Annotated in this window: 12 protein-coding genes; 3 read left to right on the top strand and 9 right to left on the bottom strand. The window is 38.7% G+C overall.

The window, feature by feature from the left end:
* Window positions 1–167: 167 nt before the first annotated feature.
* Complete coding sequence (locus tag ACM9HF_RS15205; protein ID WP_473610662.1) at window positions 168–2,468, top strand: TonB-dependent receptor; 2,301 nt, start codon at window positions 168–170, stop codon at window positions 2,466–2,468.
* Between the two features lie 389 nt (window positions 2,469–2,857).
* Here ACM9HF_RS15205 and ACM9HF_RS15200 read toward each other — a convergent pair whose 3' ends face one another.
* The 7 genes from ACM9HF_RS15200 to uxaC form a co-directional block, all read right to left on the bottom strand.
* Window positions 2,858–4,156, bottom strand: coding sequence for a TRAP transporter large permease (locus ACM9HF_RS15200; protein ID WP_473610658.1), 1,299 nt, complete (start codon window positions 4,154–4,156; stop codon window positions 2,858–2,860).
* Window positions 4,146–4,652, bottom strand: coding sequence for a TRAP transporter small permease (locus ACM9HF_RS15195; RefSeq protein ID WP_473610655.1), 507 nt, complete (start codon window positions 4,650–4,652; stop codon window positions 4,146–4,148). Before ACM9HF_RS15195 ends, ACM9HF_RS15200 begins: the two co-directional genes overlap by 11 nt.
* 3 nt (window positions 4,653–4,655) lie before the next feature.
* Window positions 4,656–5,645, bottom strand: a complete 990-nt coding sequence (locus tag ACM9HF_RS15190) for a TRAP transporter substrate-binding protein (protein ID WP_473610652.1) — start codon at window positions 5,643–5,645, stop codon at window positions 4,656–4,658.
* Between the two features lie 62 nt (window positions 5,646–5,707).
* Entirely contained in the window at window positions 5,708–6,550 is an 843-nt protein-coding gene (gene kduI / locus ACM9HF_RS15185) for a 5-dehydro-4-deoxy-D-glucuronate isomerase (RefSeq protein WP_473610648.1), read from the bottom strand.
* A 49-nt stretch (window positions 6,551–6,599) separates the two neighbouring features.
* On the bottom strand, window positions 6,600–8,135 hold the full coding sequence (locus ACM9HF_RS15180; protein WP_473610645.1) for an alpha-L-fucosidase: 1,536 nt from the start codon (window positions 8,133–8,135) through the stop codon (window positions 6,600–6,602).
* An 80-nt stretch (window positions 8,136–8,215) separates the two neighbouring features.
* Complete coding sequence (locus tag ACM9HF_RS15175; RefSeq protein WP_473610642.1) at window positions 8,216–11,068, bottom strand: glycoside hydrolase family 2 protein; 2,853 nt, start codon at window positions 11,066–11,068, stop codon at window positions 8,216–8,218.
* 79 nt (window positions 11,069–11,147) lie between these two features.
* Window positions 11,148–12,557, bottom strand: coding sequence for a glucuronate isomerase (gene uxaC / locus ACM9HF_RS15170; RefSeq protein WP_473610638.1), 1,410 nt, complete (start codon window positions 12,555–12,557; stop codon window positions 11,148–11,150).
* A gap of 363 nt (window positions 12,558–12,920) precedes the next feature.
* Between uxaC and ACM9HF_RS15165 the strand changes: the two genes are divergently transcribed.
* Together ACM9HF_RS15165 and ACM9HF_RS15160 are read left to right on the top strand one after the other, a co-directional pair.
* Window positions 12,921–14,036 (top strand): AraC family transcriptional regulator, encoded by a 1,116-nt coding sequence (locus tag ACM9HF_RS15165; RefSeq protein WP_473610635.1) that lies wholly within the window; start codon window positions 12,921–12,923, stop codon window positions 14,034–14,036.
* A 189-nt stretch (window positions 14,037–14,225) separates the two neighbouring features.
* Complete coding sequence (locus tag ACM9HF_RS15160) at window positions 14,226–15,494, top strand: glycoside hydrolase family 117 protein (RefSeq protein ID WP_473610631.1); 1,269 nt, start codon at window positions 14,226–14,228, stop codon at window positions 15,492–15,494.
* Window positions 15,495–15,544: 50 nt separating this feature from the next.
* Here the strand turns inward: ACM9HF_RS15160 and ACM9HF_RS15155 are convergent, their stop codons facing one another.
* Together ACM9HF_RS15155 and ACM9HF_RS15150 are read right to left on the bottom strand one after the other, a co-directional pair.
* The gene (locus tag ACM9HF_RS15155) at window positions 15,545–16,408 is read right to left on the bottom strand and encodes a YicC/YloC family endoribonuclease (RefSeq protein WP_473610628.1); all 864 of its coding nucleotides are present in this window, start codon (window positions 16,406–16,408) and stop codon (window positions 15,545–15,547) included.
* A gap of 83 nt (window positions 16,409–16,491) precedes the next feature.
* Window positions 16,492–17,451 (bottom strand): DM13 domain-containing protein, encoded by a 960-nt coding sequence (locus tag ACM9HF_RS15150; RefSeq protein WP_473610624.1) that lies wholly within the window; start codon window positions 17,449–17,451, stop codon window positions 16,492–16,494.
* Window positions 17,452–17,502 lie beyond the last annotated feature (51 nt).

Raw genomic sequence — 17,502 nt, 5'->3', positions numbered from 1 at the left:
AAATCTAGGTCTATACTCAAAATAGCTTCTGTTTCTATATTAAGATACAGCAAGTTACTCCTAAAATTTTGATATTTATCAATTACCTTGTCGTTGCGCAGTGTTAGATTGATAAAAAACAAACCATAAAGGTTTGTACGTACAAATTAAAAATGAGAGGTAGAACCATGACTTTTATAAAAAAAAGATTGGCTACTGGGATAAGCTTAGCACTATTAACAACCGTTCATTACGCACATGCTGAAGAAGTTTCCTCTGAGGAATCAGCAACAGCGCGAATAGAAAAAATCACCGTAACAGTACGTAAAAAAGAAGAATTTCTACAAGACTCTCCCCTTTCAATCTCTGCATTTTCTGCCTCCGACATAGCCGACTCAGGATTAAGTGATGCTCGCGACATTGCTGACTTAACACCAGGGCTACAAATAAGTGGTGACTTTGGCCGAAATTCAGAACGACCGGTAATACGTGGTATTTCAAACTTAAGACCTGAAACCCCTCAACCTGTTGGTTTATTTATCGATGGCGTATTCATACGCACTGGTATTATTTCATCAATTTTAGACAACGTTCAACGTGTAGAAGTACTTAAAGGTCCTCAATCTGCTTTATATGGTCGCTCAACTTACGGTGGTGTTATAAATTACATAACTAAAAAACCTACCAATGAATTAAGTGGAAACCTTACAGGAACAGTTGGCCAACATGGCCATCAAGACATTAATGGTAATATTTCAGGTTCTTTATCAGAAAACATAAAAGGTTCATTCGGCGGACGTATATATAATTATGATGGTGAATACGAAAACAAAAGTGGAAAAACAGCAGGCGCAAGAAATATAGGCGAAGAAAGTACTACAGCCCTGCATGGCTCATTAAATATTCTAGCAAGCGACGAACTTGCACTAAACATAAGAGGCTATTACTCAAAAGACGAAGACGGACAATTTGCAGGCTATCTATTCGACTCAACACACAATAATAGCGTAGCAGGTGGTGGAACAGAGTGTTCTAATGTTCTCCGTTCATATTTTTGTGGTGAAGTATCAGTACCTGACTTTACCAATATTGCCACCTCAATCAACAAAGGAGAAAACACTACAACTTTCTTCGGAGGCATGCCAGCACAATGGGACTTTAGAGCTGGCTTAGACCGTGAAGTAAAACGTATTACCGGTGATGCTACCTATGCAATATCAAACACTTTTTATGCACAATGGTTATTTGGTTATACAACTGAAGAAACAGAAGTTGTAAGCAACCAATCATACTCAGATGCATTTGTAAGCAACCCTTTTGGCTCATTTCCTGCCGATTGGTCTTCACAAAACATCTCAGAACGTGATTATTTTTCACACGAGCTTAGGTTCTACGGCAATATTACCGATAACTTAAGCGTTTTAGGTGGAGTATTTTTTTATAACGAACAGTTAGAAACCATCGACCGAGAACTTACCGCCCCCGACTTAGAGTTTAACGGTTCAACAGAAAACGAAGAAATTAAACTGTTTGGTTTAGCTGAATATAAACTTACTGACGACTTTAGCCTTACTGCAGAAATTGGTATCTATAAAGAAGATGTAAATACCTTAACCGCTACAGCTGGGCCTGATGGAGAAAAGCTAACAGAAACCTTTGACGGAGCAGACTTTCGCTTAACTGCTTCATACCACGTTAATGACAATATGTTCTTATACGGCAATATTGCTCGCGGACACAAAGCAGGTGGATTCAACACAGAAATAGATAAAAACAATCCTGACGAAGCCCCGTTATTAAGTTTTGATGAAGAAGTTGTGATTCAATATGAAATAGGAATGAAATACTCATTCGAAAAAGGTCTTTTCAACTTAGCACTATACACGCTTGACTTAAGCGACCAACAATTAAGCCAAGTCGTCATATTGCGTGAAGGTCAACCAGACCAAGTACAAGTTACCGTAGTTCAAAATATTGGTGAGTCTGAAATCAAAGGTGTTGAAGCTTCATTTTCTTATTATTTAACACAAAATCTAACTTTAAGTGCTTCTTATACGCTAGCAGATACTGAGATTACTGCGGGTACAGACACTGAGCAAGGAAAAACCCTTGGTGATGAAAGTTTAGTCGGCTTTGAAATTCCAAGAGTATCTAAAAATACCGGTGTAGTGAGTGCCGCTTATAACGCTCCTATTTCTGACAGCTGGAACTTTAAAGCCAAATTAGACGGTATTTATGCATCGTCTCGTTACGCACAAGTGCATAACCTACAAGAAACCGGCGACAGCTTTAAAGTGAACTTAAGAGCAGGAGTTGAAAACGACAGCTACGAAGTAACCCTTTGGGCGAAAAACCTACTTGACGACGATACCGCAGGTAACATTTTCCGCTACGTTGATCCGGGCGACTTCCGCTTCTTTTCTAGAGCTCACATGGTATTTTTACCAAGAGGAAGACAAGTGGGTTTAACCGCCAAAGTTAAATTCTAGAAAAATAAAACATTAAAAAAGGTACTTATAATTGTAAGTACCTTTTTTGTTTTTGAGAAAAACTTTTCGTCTCGCGTTAGTATTCATAAAGGCTCTGGGCAATATTGTGCGCCGCCTGCACATCAGGTATCGGGTTTATGGCTAAAATAAACTAAAGAGCATCAACAACAATATTACCATCCACTTGAGCAAGCTGTTCAGTAAAATCACTTAATCAACAATGCTTTTTATAAGAGAACGACCATTAGCCTTGATATCGCTCAAGTGCTCTGAAATAGCCTATCGATTGGTAACAGGTATATATTGGATTATTGTCCATTATTTTAGTGTCCTGATTAATTAAATCAGATCATAATCTAATGCCTTAAATAAAATGTATATTAACCCTTTTACATTAAGCCAAAAGCACGTGGTAAAAACTCGCTGAACATCGGGAAAAAGGTCACTAACATTAGCGCGACAAACATCGCAAAGTATAATGGCATCATAGGTTTGATAATTTTGTCAATACTGGTATTACCCACTGAACAGCCAACAAATAATACCGCACCTACTGGCGGTGAACATAAGCCAATTGATAAGTTAAGTACCAACATAATGCCAAAATGAATGGGTGACATACCTAAACTTTCTGCAATCGGTAAAAATATCGGGGTGAATATTAATACCGCCGGGCTCATATCCATAAACGCACCGACAATAATCAAAATTAAATTGATGATCAGTAAAATAATGATCGGGTTTTCACTGATGGTCATTAACGCATTACTGATAATTTCGGGAATGTTTTCATATGACAACATCCAAGACATCGCAGAAGAAGTCGCGATTAACAATAAAACGATTGCTGAAATTTCACTCGATTTGATTAATATCGCTTTTAACTCTGATATCTTTACTTGTTTATAAACCAGTATAGCTAAGATTAATGAATATAAAACAGCAATAGCGCCGGCTTCTGTCGCGGTAAAAACACCACCAATAATGCCGCCAATCACAATAAAAATAAGTAATAAACTAGGCACCGCTGCCACTATTTTTTTTAGCACCAGCGCCAATGGTAAAGCAAGTTCGGTTGGGTAATTATGTTTTATTGCATAACTAGCACACACCATCATTAACAGCAGCGACAATAAAATACCGGGTAGATAACCAGCAATAAATAACGCCGATATTGAAACGCCACCACTAGCAATGGCATAAACAATTAAAATATTGCTCGGCGGAATAATCAACCCAGTCGTTGCCGCAGCTGCCGTAACTGCTGTAGCAAAGTTTTTATTATAACCTTTTTTTTCCATCTCAGGGATCATAAAACTGCCAATAGCGCTAGTTGCCGCCACCGCCGAGCCCGAAATACTGCCAAATAAAGTACATGAAGCAATATTCACTAACGCCAAACCACCAGGCAACATACCAATGAGCGCCAGCGCACAGTCAATAAGTTTGCGCGCAATCCCACCTTGCCCCATTAATAACCCCGACAACACAAACAGTGGTATAGAAAGCAAAGCGAAGCTGTCTAAGCCACTCATCATACGCTGTGCGATAGTGGTGGTAGCTGGTAAAAAATCGATACTGATTAACATTGCCGCGATAGTCGACATGCCAATACAAAAACTTATCGGTACATTCAGTACTAATAATAAGAAAAAAACAATGATCAGTATTAAGCCACTAAACTCCATGCTGTGCCCCTACTTGTGGTTTAATTAATTTAATAACGGCCGTTATAATATTATTCGCCGCGATTAAGCAAAATAACAAACCTGCCAATGGTATAACACTATAAACATAAGCCACCTTTAAACCTAATATCGCTGAGGTTTGCACAGGTTCAAATGTTGTGATCATCAAATTAATACCGCCAATAATTAAGGCCATTAGCGCGAAGGAAAAAACCACTAGATGTGTAAAAATATTTAGTTTAATTTTGCCGCGCGCCGACAATTTACTAGCAAGCAAGTCGAGACTTAAATGAGAATTTTTTTGGTAGCAGTAGGTCGCCCCTAAAATTCCTAACCAAATCAGTAAAAACCGCGACACCTCTTCTGAAACTGAACTTGGGCTTTGCAAAATATATCGAGAAAACACTTGCCATAACACGGTTAACACCGTCGCCCCCATTAACAAAGCTAAACAATTTTCCAAAAGCTTTTCTAACCATTGATTTAATTTAAACATCGATCACTCTTGCCTTTCTAATGTGCGAATACGCTGCAGATATTGCCCAACAACAGTATTATTATACTGAGCATGCAGGTGACTTACCGCTTTGATAAAAGGTGCTTTGTCAGGGTAAATCACACTAACACCTGCTTTTTTTACTTCCGCTAAAGCGTCGTTTTCAGCTTGCTGCCAGAGCATTTTTTGCTTGCTCACTGCATCACGCATTGCCAATTTAAGCCAGCCTTTTTGCTGCTCTGTTAAGTTGTTAAAAATATGCTGGCTGATAATGACTATATCAGGAATAGCAGTATGCTCATCGAGTGAATAGTTTTTACATATTTCATAATGACGGGAAGAATAAAAACTAGGCGGGTTATTTTCAGCGCCTTCGACAACGCCTTGTTGTAATGCGGCATATAATTCGCCCCAGCTGATTGGCGTGGCTGAACCACCCAAAGCATTGACCATATTTACCGCATTTTGGCTGTTCAATACGCGAATTTTAAGCCCTTGAATATCAGCAGGTGAATTCACCATTTTATGACAAGTATAAAAACTACGACTACCCGCGTCAAAATATCCAAGCCCCAATAAGCGTGCAGACTCAAGTGAATTAAGAATGTCTTGGCCGATATCACTTTCTAATATTTGCCAGCGCTGCGCACTACTAGTAAATACATAAGGCAGACCAAATAAACGCATATCGTCAACAAAACCTTCAAGGGTTGCCGCAGAAACTTTGGTCATCGCTAAACTGCCAATTTGTAGTAATTCAACCAGTTCACGCTCAGAGCCCAACTGACCATTAGGATAAATTTTTAAACGCATTTTACCTTGCGAATAATGTTCCAGCCTTTCGCTCATATAGGTTAATGCTTTATGCACAGAATGTTGAATATCTAAGGTATGAGCAACACGTAATACGCTAGCTTCTTTAATATTATTACAACTTGTTAAGAGCAATAAAAAGAACAGCCCCGCGCATTTACTTAACATTTTTACAAACATAGTTTTCTCTGTGTTGAAAAGCTTATTATTGATTTAGTTATGCTTTTTCGCATATTTCAAAACTAACGTAATTGCGATGCTTGATATTTATCCATGTCGTTGTAATCTAAGTTTTCACCCACCATACCCCATACAAATGAATAACTTGCTGAACCTGAACCACAATGAATTGACCAAGGTGGCGATATTGCAACTTGCTCATTAGTTAGCCATAACACTCGCGTTTGCTCTGGTTCCCCCATAAAATGAGCAACAGCTTGGTCGAGGGCTAAATCAAAATATAAATAGGCTTCCATACGGCGATCATGCTGATGCGCTGGCATAGTATTCCAAACACTGCCGCTTTTTAAAGAAGTCACGCCCATTTGTAATTGGCAAGTATCAACCACGCCTTGCACAATAAGTTGTGCAATGGTTCTTTCATTTGAGGTAGCTGCTGACCCCATATTCAGTACATTCGCCTCCGTCATCGTTATTTTTTTCGTTGGATAGTGATGATGCGCAGGCGCTGAATTAATGTAAAAACGTGCAGGTGCGGTCGGATCAACACTACTAAAAAACACCTCTTCGGCGCCAGCACCAATATAAAGCGCTTCTTTATGCTTGATTGTGTATTCTGTACCGTCAACTTTAACCACACCACTTCTACCAACATTCACAATGCCAAGTTCACGGCGAGCTAAAAAATGTTCACTTTTAAGTGGCTCAAACGACTCTAATTTTAAAGTTACGCCAACCGGTAAAATCCCACCAACAATAAAGCGGTCGTAATGTGTATAAATTAAATTTATCGTGTCTTTTGTAAATAAATTATCAGCAATAAAAGCTTCTCTTAGCTGCTCAGTGTCAAACTGCTTAGCTTCGGTTGGGCTAATTGCATAACGCGTTTCATATTCAATGGTCATAAAAAAGCACCTCTGTTATTTTATTTTTTAAGTGTTTAATCAGCGTGAGCTATTCAAGCTCTAATTTAAATACCGTGGCAATGTCGTTCATGCCAGTTTTAGGCATAATTAAATTAAAGCTGTAGGCATCATCAAGCCATTCAACGTTGGCACCATTACCTAATAAAGTAACGTTTTTCACTGCTGAGCGTGGTGTATAACGATGGCGGCCGAGCGCTTTTATTTTTATCTTTTTACCCGCAGCTGGTTTACCCAAGAAAAAGATATACATCGCTTTATTGTCTTTGGCGACCGTAAAACGCAGATCTTCTGCTGAATATTGAATAGTTGCTGACTGGCCGTCATGTGAGCTATTGTCACTGCCAGCATTACCATAACCATAAGTGTCGAACGGGCGAGTATCGTAAACCGCTTCACCGTGCACTTTTAACCAGTCACCAATGGTTTTTAATGAGTCACGTTGTGTTTGATTAATTACGCCATCGGCGCGTGGTGATATGTTTAATAACACAGTGCCGTTTTTGCTCCAAACATCAATCATGTTACGAATAACCAGCTCGGCAGGTTTGTATTTTTCATCTTCAATATATGACCAACGGCTTTCACCAAGGGTGATATCGGTCATCCAAGGTTGCGGGTGCAGGTCGCGACGACCACCTTGTTCAAAATCTAAAACACTTAACGACATCGGCATATCGTTATGTTTGTGCACAGTAACCACTTCTTGTTTCGTTTTGTGGGCGTGATTAAAATAATGCGCCGCCATTTTTTGACGATAACTCTCTGGTAGCATATTTAACCAAGAATCAAACCAAATAATATCCGGTGAATAGTTATCCACCACTTCATTAACTTGTGCTAACCAGTACTGGTTAAATTCTTCGATATGTTCAAAATTACCAAATAATTTACGTAATTTAGGATCTGTGGTTGCGGTTGGTGAACTTGGATAATAAGGATAATGGCTATTAAAGTCAGTCATCCCCGGCGCTAAAGGGGCTTTATTGCGCTGGCCATTGCGGGCATGGTGAAAAGTCGCAATGGTTTTGATATCTTGTTTTTTCAGCTCACTGAATAAGTCACCTAAAATGTCACGTTTTGGCCCCATGTCAGCAGCGTTCCACGGGTTTACCTTGCTGTTCCACATGGCAAAACCGTCATGATGTTGCGCTACTGGGCCGGCAAATTTTGCCCCTGAGGCTTTAAATAATTGCGCCCATTCTGCGGGGTCAAATTTTTCCGCTTTAAACATTGGAATAAAATCTTCATAACCAAACTCTTCAACTAGGCCGTATTTTTTTATATGGTGTTTGTTCACCGGATGACCTTTTCGGTACATATTACCGGGATACCAAGCACTGCCAAATGCTGGCACACTATAAGGGCCCCAGTGAAAATAAATACCCAGTTTAGCGTCTTGAAACCATTCTGGCGCCGCTTCATGTTTGGCTAACGACTGCCAGTTAGCTTGATAAGTTTCTGCTGCACGAACATTAGCACCACCAACAACGGGTATTAACATTAAGCTAGTAATTAATACCTTACGTACTGATTTAAGCAAGCTGACGATGTTTTTATTGTTCATAATGTTCACCTTGTAAAGGAAATAAGCGCCAAAACTGTTTGTTATATAAGTTCAGCGCTTTTACCTGTTATTTCTGCTAATTAGTGAAGTTGAAAAATCACTTTACCAGCAATACCGCCATGCACTTTTGTCGCTTGACCTTGTGGGCCAAGATCTTCTGCATAGGTAAATTTAGTACCGACACCAGGTAATTTATGGAAAAAATGTAAGCCACCAGCATCGGGGTAATTCCATACTGCATGCAGTGGTGCATCACCTTCTCTTGGTAGTTTTTTCGGATGTACCGGCGTGGTAGCAATGGTATTGCTCGGTTGTAATACACCTACATAGCTTTCAGCTTGCGTATCAATAATTAATGAAGTATCTGACTTTAAGGTTAATTTCATCCAGTCAACGTCAGCAAAAATACCTTTAAATTCAGGCGTACCCCATAAATTTAAGCCGGTAAGTTTATCGTTATAGTTATTTTGCCAAATACCGTAGTTAGCACCTTTTAAGCGATTTGCCCAAACACGATAAGGCCCGTTGCCTAACCAAGTTTTTGCCACAACATTGTTTTCTGGTAAATCAAAACCAACGGCTAAATACTTTAATGCTTTATCAATTTCAGCAAATTGATAATCAAGGGTTACAGAGCCATTGTCGGCAATGATCCAGGTAAAAAAGTCACCCTGTCCATTCGATGATTTAATCAAATATTGACCATTTTTTTGCTCAGCACTTGCTTGCCAATCAGTTGAAAAATTTAATTTTTCTTCAACTGTTGCGCCGTATAATACCGGGCCATTAGCTAAACCAGAGGCTTGGCCATTAACACTGCTGCTAATTAACAAACCTGTTTTTTCTGAAAATTTCCATACTTGTTGGCCAATTTTAAATTCAAATGGATTGCCATTGATTTGCTCAACAATCACTTTGTTATTAGTAATAGCACGCTGTTCTTTTTCTATCGGCAGCGACCATTGCATAACTTCACCACCACGTGGGTGATAAGCAGTTAATTCTAAAGCGTCAGCTTGTTGCCAGTTATTTGGCAAAGTTAAGTTTAATACCCCCGATTTACCCGCTAAAACAGCAGGGCCGTGCAACTCACCTTGTGCAAAAATAGTGGTATTAACTTCAGGATCTTTGGCCTGTGAATAATTCACTAAACGCCATGTAAAATGACAAGCGCTTAAGTTAGTTTCTGCATAGCGGTTCTCTATTGGCAATTTACCTGAGAAGTTTTTGCTTAATTTACGTTGACCAAGTTGAATAGGTGACCAAATATCGCGGATCGTATAAAAGCTCGCTTCTTTTTCACCATTAGGGCCGACAATGCCGTCTGACGACATATTACCAGCAGTATCAAATTCACCATTTTTATCGGTGCGCGATAACGCCGCGTCACCCCAACACCATAAAACACCACCGGCACCGGTTGGTGATTGACGAATAGCGCCCCAGTAATCTTCTAAACCAGCGCCATGACCACCGTCATATAAACCATGTAAAAATTCGGTTGGTAAAAATACTGTTGGTGCGGCGAGCTTTTCTAATAACTCTTTATATTTTGGATAATGAAAAGTTTCAATATCTTCAAAATTAGTCCACGGATGAATAACCGGACGGTCTTGCAAATCAACTAAATGATAAAAGTCGTCAATTTCCAGGTTAAAGCCACTTTCGTTACCATTCGCCCATAAAATAACCGATGGGTGATTTTGGTACTTAGTTACAATTTCATAAGCGATGTTACGAGCAATTGGTGTATCGATCCATGGGTCGTGCCAGTTCGTTAATTCTGTGATCACCAACAAACCTAATTCGTCACACGCTTGCATAAATTCAGTAGTAGGCGGTAAATGCGAGCGTACTAAATTCATATTTGCCGCTTTAATCGCACGGGCATCATTCCATACTTTTTCTTTATCAAGCGCGCGACCATTAATTGGGTCAAAACCGTTACGGTTTACACCTTTAATAAGTAATTTTTTACCGTTTAAATAAAAGCCGTCTTGTCTTCTTAATTCAAAGGTGCGAAAGCCAAATTTTTGCTGATATTGTGAAATAGTTTGACCAGCTTTACGTAACTCAACTTTTACTGTGTATAAGTTGGGAAATTCAGGGGACCATATTTTGTGGTTATTTACTTTAGTATTAAAACGAATACGGCCGCTGCCATGTAACATTGGCGTTGACATAGCTTTGCCAATTTTTTTACCGTCTAAACTGTAGATTTGTGCATAAACTTCATCAACGTAAATTGACGGTGTTTTTTTAAATTTAGTGATGTAATTTAACTGTGGAAATACGTCTAAAGCGAATGAACCATCGGCTTTGGCGTCAATGGCAACACGATTAACAAAACTTTTATTTTGTACTTCTAAATAAACTGGACGATAAATACCGCCAAATACCCAATAGTCGGCTTTACGCTCAGCATGATCTAAACTTTCGTTACTTGGCTTTTTTGCGACGACAACGGTTAATTCATTTTTTTCACCGTATTTTAAAGTGTCTTTTTCTTTGGTTAAATCATGGCGAAATGGCACATAGCCGCCAAAATGCGACATCCCCAGTTTTTTACCATTAAGGTAAACCGTGGTTTCGGTCATCGACCCTTCGAACACTAAACGAATGTGTTTTTCTTTCCACTCATTTTTAACAAAAAAAGTAGTTTTATAAGTACCGACTTCATCATGCTTTTCAGCAGGTAAATCATGGCCATAATTGTAATTACCAAAGCCATGTTGTTCCCAGTTAGAGGGCACAGGAATAGTTGTCCATTGGCCACACTTGCGCCCTTCTGAACACATAAATTGCCAAGCAATAGCATCACTAGGGCCTTTGCCAGATAAATAAATTCTTTCAGCGCTTAGATCTGTATTTAAAACAGCAAAAGCATTACATGACAAACCTATTAACATGAAGAAGGTAATCAAATATCTCATTATATTTATTCTCTTTATTGCAATAATTTAAAGCGACGTTTTAAATAACTCGCTTACTTTTTACTTATTTACTGTTGTTTTATGATAAATCAAAACCAAAATATTCAGCGGCATTGTTATAACAAATGTCTTGCACCATTTTACCAATCAGCGCTAAGTCATTAGGAATTAACCCATTTTTTATATCATTACCTAAAATATTACATAATACACGGCGAAAATATTCATGGCGGGTAAAACTTAAAAATGAACGGCTATCGGTTAACATACCAACAAAGCGCCCTAAACTGCCAAGTTGCGAAAGTGCTTCTATTTGTCGTTCAATACCGTCTTTTTGATCTAAAAACCACCAACCTGAGCCAAACTGTAATTTACCTGCCGAGCTACCATCTTGAAAATTACCTATCATGGTGGCGATTAATTCGTTATCGCTAGGGTTTAAATTATAGATAATGGTTTTGGGCAATAATTGCTCGGCATCTAAAGCATCAAGATAGGCTGATAATTTTTCGCCTTGGCTATAATCACCAATGGAATCAAAACCGGTATCTGCACCAACGGCTTTTAACATGCGGCTGTTGTTATTACGCATAGCACCAAGGTGTAATTGTTTGGTCCAGTTTTTTTCCGCGTCCATGCGGCCAAATTCTAATAACAACGCAGTTTTAATTTTTTCAATTTCAAAGGATAATAATGCATCACCCGATCGCACTTTTTTGAAAATACGCTCTATTTCACGCTCGGTTACAGTTGCAAAATAACAAGTGCTTAAGCCGTGATCAGATAAACGACAGCCGTGATCATGAAAATATTGATGACGAATACGCAGCGCTGCCACTAAATCTTGATAAGTGCTTATTTGATGGTCGGCCACTGTGGCTAATTTATTGATATATTCGTTATAGCTTGTTGGGTTTTCTACTGCCATCGCTTTGTCGGGTCGCCAAGTCGGTAGCATTTTTACGACAAAGTTTTCATCGGCAAGTGCTTTATGGTGCTCAAGAGAATCAATAGGATCATCGGTCGTACAAATTAATTTCACTTTACTTTTTACTAACAACTGGCGCGCCGAAAGCCCCTGCTTAAAAGTTTCTTGGCTGCGCTGCCAAATATTCTCTGCGGTTTCGCTATTAAGCACACAATCATCGATATCAAAATATCTCGCTAGTTCTAAGTGACTCCAATGATACAGCGGATTTTTTAAAACATAAGGCATAATGCTGGCGTATTGCTCAAATTTTTCTTTATCTGAAGCATCGCCAGTACAATAGCGCTCATTAATACCATTGGTGCGCATTTGTCGCCATTTGTAATGATCACCGTTTAACCAAACTTGCGATAAATTATCCCACTGCTTATTTTCAGCCACTTCTTGCGGCGACAAATGACTATGATAGTCAATAATCGGCATATCAGCGGCATACTCATGATAAAGCGTGAACGCTACATCAGTTTGTAATAAAAAATTATTGTTTATAAACTTACTCAAACCACTAACCTATTGAATTAATTACACAAAGAAAGCTATAAAACTTACTTTTAGCGATACTTATTTTTATCATATAGGAAATACATAAATATGACAATATGTGCAATATTTACAATAAACTGCACATTAACGCATAACATAAAATCACAATAAAGATTAAAAAATGTATAAATACGCAAACAATAAAAACCTAATAATTCGACCTATTACCTGCTATCAATAAGTAAACAGGCATTGTTAAGAAGATAAAATGCTGTAGATTAATGTGATATTTTTCGTTTTTATTATATTATTGCGCAATGACATAAGTGAGTCTTATCGTAATATATGACTTTTTACTAGATATACTGCAGAATTGCGCAAATGAAAGCACCAAAAAAAATTTTAATGTTGTTGGGAAATTATAATCCGGCCACCCATCGTGGTATTGCTAAAGCATCGCGCGATTTAGGCTGGCATTTAAATGTGAGTATGCTGAGCCCATTCCAAATTCCAACACGTTGGCAAGGCGATGGCATTATCTGTTCATTAAACAGTAACGAAGCATTATCGTCTTTTGTCACTAATGCACAGCTACCTTGTGTTGATTTATCGGTATGGCGTTCAGATCTCAATTTACCGCGTATTTCTGGTGACAATGAATGTATTGGCAGGTTAGCTGCTGTACACTTTTGTGAAAATGGTCATCAATCATTTGGCTGGTTTTGTCATCAGCAAAACCCAGTCGCAGATGCTCGCTTAGCAAGCTTTAAACGTGAGTTAATCAGTCGCGGTTTACCTAAACCGGCAAAATTAGTTGGCCAACCCACACAAAACTATGAAGAAATAGAAAGCTGGTTAAACAGTTTGGACAAACCCTGTGCTATTTTTTCATTTAATGACAATGACGCCTCTTGGCTGTTAAATACCTGTTTATCTGCAGGTTATCGGGTGCCGGAAGACTTGTCGATTATCGGTGTCGATAATAATCATTTAATTTGTGAACATATGCCAGTCCCGATGTCGAGTATCAATCATGACCATGAACGCATTGGTTATGAAGGTGCGCTGTTATTAAACCGGATAATTAATGGCGAGCCTGCCCCCAAAAATGTGCAGTATATACAACCGACAGGTATTACTATTCGAGCAAGCTCTGATTCACTAGCCGCACGTGACATGGTGATTAAAAAAGCCCTTGAATATTTACAAGATAATTTAGTTAAACCGATTGGCACGCAAGACGTTGCTGACAACTTAGCCATATCACGACGTAACTTAGAACACCGCTTTAAAAAGCACTTAAATACCACAGTACATAAAAAATTATTAGAATTTCGCTTAAAAACCGCAGAAAACTTATTAAGAAATTCTAATGAAAAAATCGAAGAGATTGCCGAATTATCAGGTTTTTGCCATGGCCCGCATTTATGTCGTGTATTTAAAAGTGCTTATGGTCAACCCCCTTTAAGTTATCGTAAAAAATATCAAATTAATTAAGCTCAGTTGATCTAGACAAGTTTATTTGTTCGATATTCCTTTCCATAAAAACGTTCACTTTATAATTAAGCACTAATTTTTGTTGTTTGTTGACAATAATTAGTGTTATTTTAATTTAAGAACTGCTCATATATGCAGATTAATAAGAAATATGCATATTAATCTTTAGCGAATACAAAGTGAAATAATATGAAGACACATAAATTAATAGCTGCTGCTTTATGCTTAACCATAACTAGTGGTGCTACGCTGGCAGCACCAACATCGGCTTTTCCTTATGATTTACCCAGCGAAAAACCAGACCGCCCATTAAGCGCAGCGGTTGCGCGAAATTACGATAACTATTTATCACCACGCCAAGAAGAAAATGAGCTGTATTCGCTATTTAAGTACACCGAGCTTAAAGGTTTTGATTACCGTGGCGGCGACGGCACAGTTTCTCGTCGTGACCCTTCAAAAATTATTAAAGAAAACGGACAATATTATATTTGGTATACCAAACGAGATACCAAATTTATCCCTGTTGGCTTAGGTAGAGCGCACCTAGCAACTGATGAAATACCTTCAGCTGACTGGGATTTAGCGGAAATTTGGTATGCCACCTCAAAAGACGGTTTTACTTGGCAAGAACAAGGCATTGCCGTACCACGCCCCGCAAAACCGTTAGTAGGCTGGCGTTCGGTGGCGACCCCAGATATTCTAAAATGGAAAAACAAATATTATTTATATTATCAAGGATTTATGGCGCCAAGTGGGTTAACAGACAATGACTGCCCGGTTGCTGTTTCGGTGGCTGATTCACCTGATGGCCCATGGCAAGCCGCTAATAAAGTTGTAATCCCCAATGGTAAAAAAGGCGAATGGGATCAAAATGCTATTCACGATCCCCACCCAATTGTCCACGATGGTAAAATATATCTTTATTACAAAGCAGATTTTGATCGTATTCGTGGCAGCAAAGACAGATCTGAAGCGGTACGCATGCAAGGTTTAGCAATTGCCGATAATCCTTTAGGGCCATTTACCAAACACCCGTTAAATCCGGTTTTAAACTCTGGTCATGAAACTTCATTATTCCCGTTTAAAGAAGGAGTTGCCGCCTTAATCATTCGTGATGGTAATGAACGAAGCACCATTCAATACGCTGAAGATTGGGTTAATTTTAATATCGCCTCGGTTGTCGAGTTAATGCCTAACGCCGCAGGCTTTTATGTACCTGATGCCTTTACCGATACAAAATACGGTAAAGGTGTTACTTGGGGTTTGTCACACTTTACCAATGTCAGCGGTTGGGATAAAAATCACTCCATATTAACACGCTTTGACACTGATTTAAGCCTAGAAGTTGACGATCCTGAAATGAAAAAACATAATTATAAATACACACCCGCTCACCACTACCAATTTGGCTTATCAAGTAAGCAAAAACAGCGTGTTAAAAAGCAAAATGAAAAATAATAAACAACCACCAAATTAGCGGTTTATATAAAGAGATTCAGTGTATTGCATCATTCAATATTCTGAATCTGCTCTCTCATTTGCTCAATCAACACCTTCAATTCAACAGCTGAATTGGTAATGTCTGAGTTGATAGATTTAGAACCTAAGGTATTTGCTTCTCGATTAAACTCTTGCATCATAAAGTCTAAACGACGACCTTGAGCGCCACCCTTTTTAAGGATACTTTTAGTTTCTTTTACGTGGCTGTATAGGCGATCTATTTCTTCGTCTACATCCATTTTTTGTGCAAGCAGTACAAGTTCTTGTTCTACTCGGGTAGATTCTAGTTCTATTTTAGCGCTGGTAAATTTGTCGATTATGCGATTGCGTTGCCATTCAATAATTTCAGGCATGAAGGTTTTAACTTTTTCAGCTTCAGCCGTTATTCCATCTAAGCGCTGTTCAATAAGCACTTTCATGTTTTCGCCTTCACTTGCTCTTGCCGCAATAAAGTCGGTAAGGGCTTGATCAAAACCTGCGAGTATTTCCGTTTGAATTTTACTCATGTCAGCTTCTTCAGCTTCCATTACACCTGGCCAGCGCATTATATCAACGGGGTTAAGTTGGCTATTTAGTGTTTGTTCGTTAACCCAGCCAGCATGTTCAATTAATTGCAGGGCAAGGTCTTTGTTCAGTGTTAAGTTGTTTTTTTCTGATGCGTTAGAGTTAAAACGTAGGTTACATTCAACTTTTCCGCGATTAAGCTGTTTTCTAAAACGTTCTCTTAATACGGGTTCAATGCTACGAAATTGCTCTGGCAGTCTAAAGTACGTTTCTAAGAATCGTTGATTTACGCTACGAATTTCCCAAACGGCGTTGCCCCAATCACCTTTTACTTCTACGCGTGAAAATGCGGTCATACTGTGGATCATAATTTAACCTAATAAAGTATTTTGTATAATTATGCCCGAACAAGGTAGATGTCGCTAGTATCTACCTTGTTAATGTACTGTATTTACGGGGCTTGAAACTGTAAATCACCAAAGTTAGCGTTAAAGTCGATGCACCAAACGCTAAGGTATTCAAGATCATCTAATGTTTTATTGTTAGGCAGCTTTAAAGTAATTGAGGTATTAACATATTCAACGCTGTTATCTCTTAAAATTTCTCCAATCGTAAATGCGTTGTCTGATAAAAAGTTACTGCTTGTATCACCATAAAAATAAACGACTGGGGCGCTGGCATCATAGTTAAAATTTTCAATCTGCAAAGTGCAATTATCCATAATAGTTACTGTGCCTGAAACGTTATGAGCAAAGGTGCTAAAAGTACCTGTGTAACCAACTTTTGCATGATCGTTACCACAAACCGATGGTGTAGGTTGGTTTAACATGAGTGTATTACTAAAATGCAGTACGGCGTTTTCTTCGCTTATTAAGCTATTGTTGATACCTGTGTATGACGCTAACGCGGTATCAATTAGGGATTCAAAGTTATTATCAGTAAAACTTACCGTGATATTTTCCGTTAAGGTATGAGCTAATCCTATAATTTTAATGCCATTTTCAGGCATGCCATCTTCATCTAACGATTGAAGTAATCTCAGCATGTTTACCACACCTTGATGAGATAAGTCTTGAGTAGCAAATATATCGAAAGGTGTTAACTCTGCTTTTACTGCTACAGGCGGAAAGCTAATACCACCAATAGAGAAAGTAACCATTTCGCCAAGTTGATAAATAAACTCACCTTGCTCGTTGGTTGTTCCATCTTGAGTTGCTGTTTTGTATGTTAAGCCTTCTACAGCAGAATCAATAAAAACGCCCGTATAAGTGGTAGGCGCTGGTGGAGGTGTTACAACAGGTGGTTTTTCTGGAGGAGGCGTTGGAGTAACACTAGGAGCCGAATCGCCCCCGCCGCCACAAGCGGAAACAACTAAGCCAATAACAATAGATGGTATTAATTTATTTTTCATAACAGACTCAATTTATAGGATTGTATGAGTAAATTGTGAACCATTAAAATC

The sequence above is a fragment of the Colwellia sp. RE-S-Sl-9 genome, from assembly GCF_048296855.1.
Taxonomy (GTDB): Bacteria; Pseudomonadota; Gammaproteobacteria; order Enterobacterales; family Alteromonadaceae; genus Pseudocolwellia.
The sequence above is the reverse complement of the archived record's forward strand: the minus strand, read 5'-3'. Positions and strand labels throughout refer to the sequence as shown.

Bases quoted from the DNA above. Each gene is read 5' to 3' on its own strand.
- ACM9HF_RS15190 (WP_473610652.1), bottom strand. From the start codon at position 5,645: ATGTTTGTAAAAATGTTAAGTAAATGCGCGGGGCTGTTCTTTTTATTG.
- ACM9HF_RS15205 (WP_473610662.1), top strand. From the start codon at position 168: ATGACTTTTATAAAAAAAAGATTGGCTACTGGGATAAGCTTAGCACTA.
- kduI (WP_473610648.1), bottom strand. From the start codon at position 6,550: ATGACCATTGAATATGAAACGCGTTATGCAATTAGCCCAACCGAAGCT.
- ACM9HF_RS15180 (WP_473610645.1), bottom strand. From the start codon at position 8,135: ATGAACAATAAAAACATCGTCAGCTTGCTTAAATCAGTACGTAAGGTA.
- ACM9HF_RS15150 (WP_473610624.1), bottom strand. From the start codon at position 17,451: ATGAAAAATAAATTAATACCATCTATTGTTATTGGCTTAGTTGTTTCC.
- ACM9HF_RS15165 (WP_473610635.1), top strand. From the start codon at position 12,921: ATGAAAGCACCAAAAAAAATTTTAATGTTGTTGGGAAATTATAATCCG.
- ACM9HF_RS15155 (WP_473610628.1), bottom strand. From the start codon at position 16,408: ATGATCCACAGTATGACCGCATTTTCACGCGTAGAAGTAAAAGGTGAT.
- ACM9HF_RS15160 (WP_473610631.1), top strand. From the start codon at position 14,226: ATGAAGACACATAAATTAATAGCTGCTGCTTTATGCTTAACCATAACT.
- ACM9HF_RS15195 (WP_473610655.1), bottom strand. From the start codon at position 4,652: ATGTTTAAATTAAATCAATGGTTAGAAAAGCTTTTGGAAAATTGTTTA.
- ACM9HF_RS15175 (WP_473610642.1), bottom strand. From the start codon at position 11,068: ATGAGATATTTGATTACCTTCTTCATGTTAATAGGTTTGTCATGTAAT.
- ACM9HF_RS15200 (WP_473610658.1), bottom strand. From the start codon at position 4,156: ATGGAGTTTAGTGGCTTAATACTGATCATTGTTTTTTTCTTATTATTA.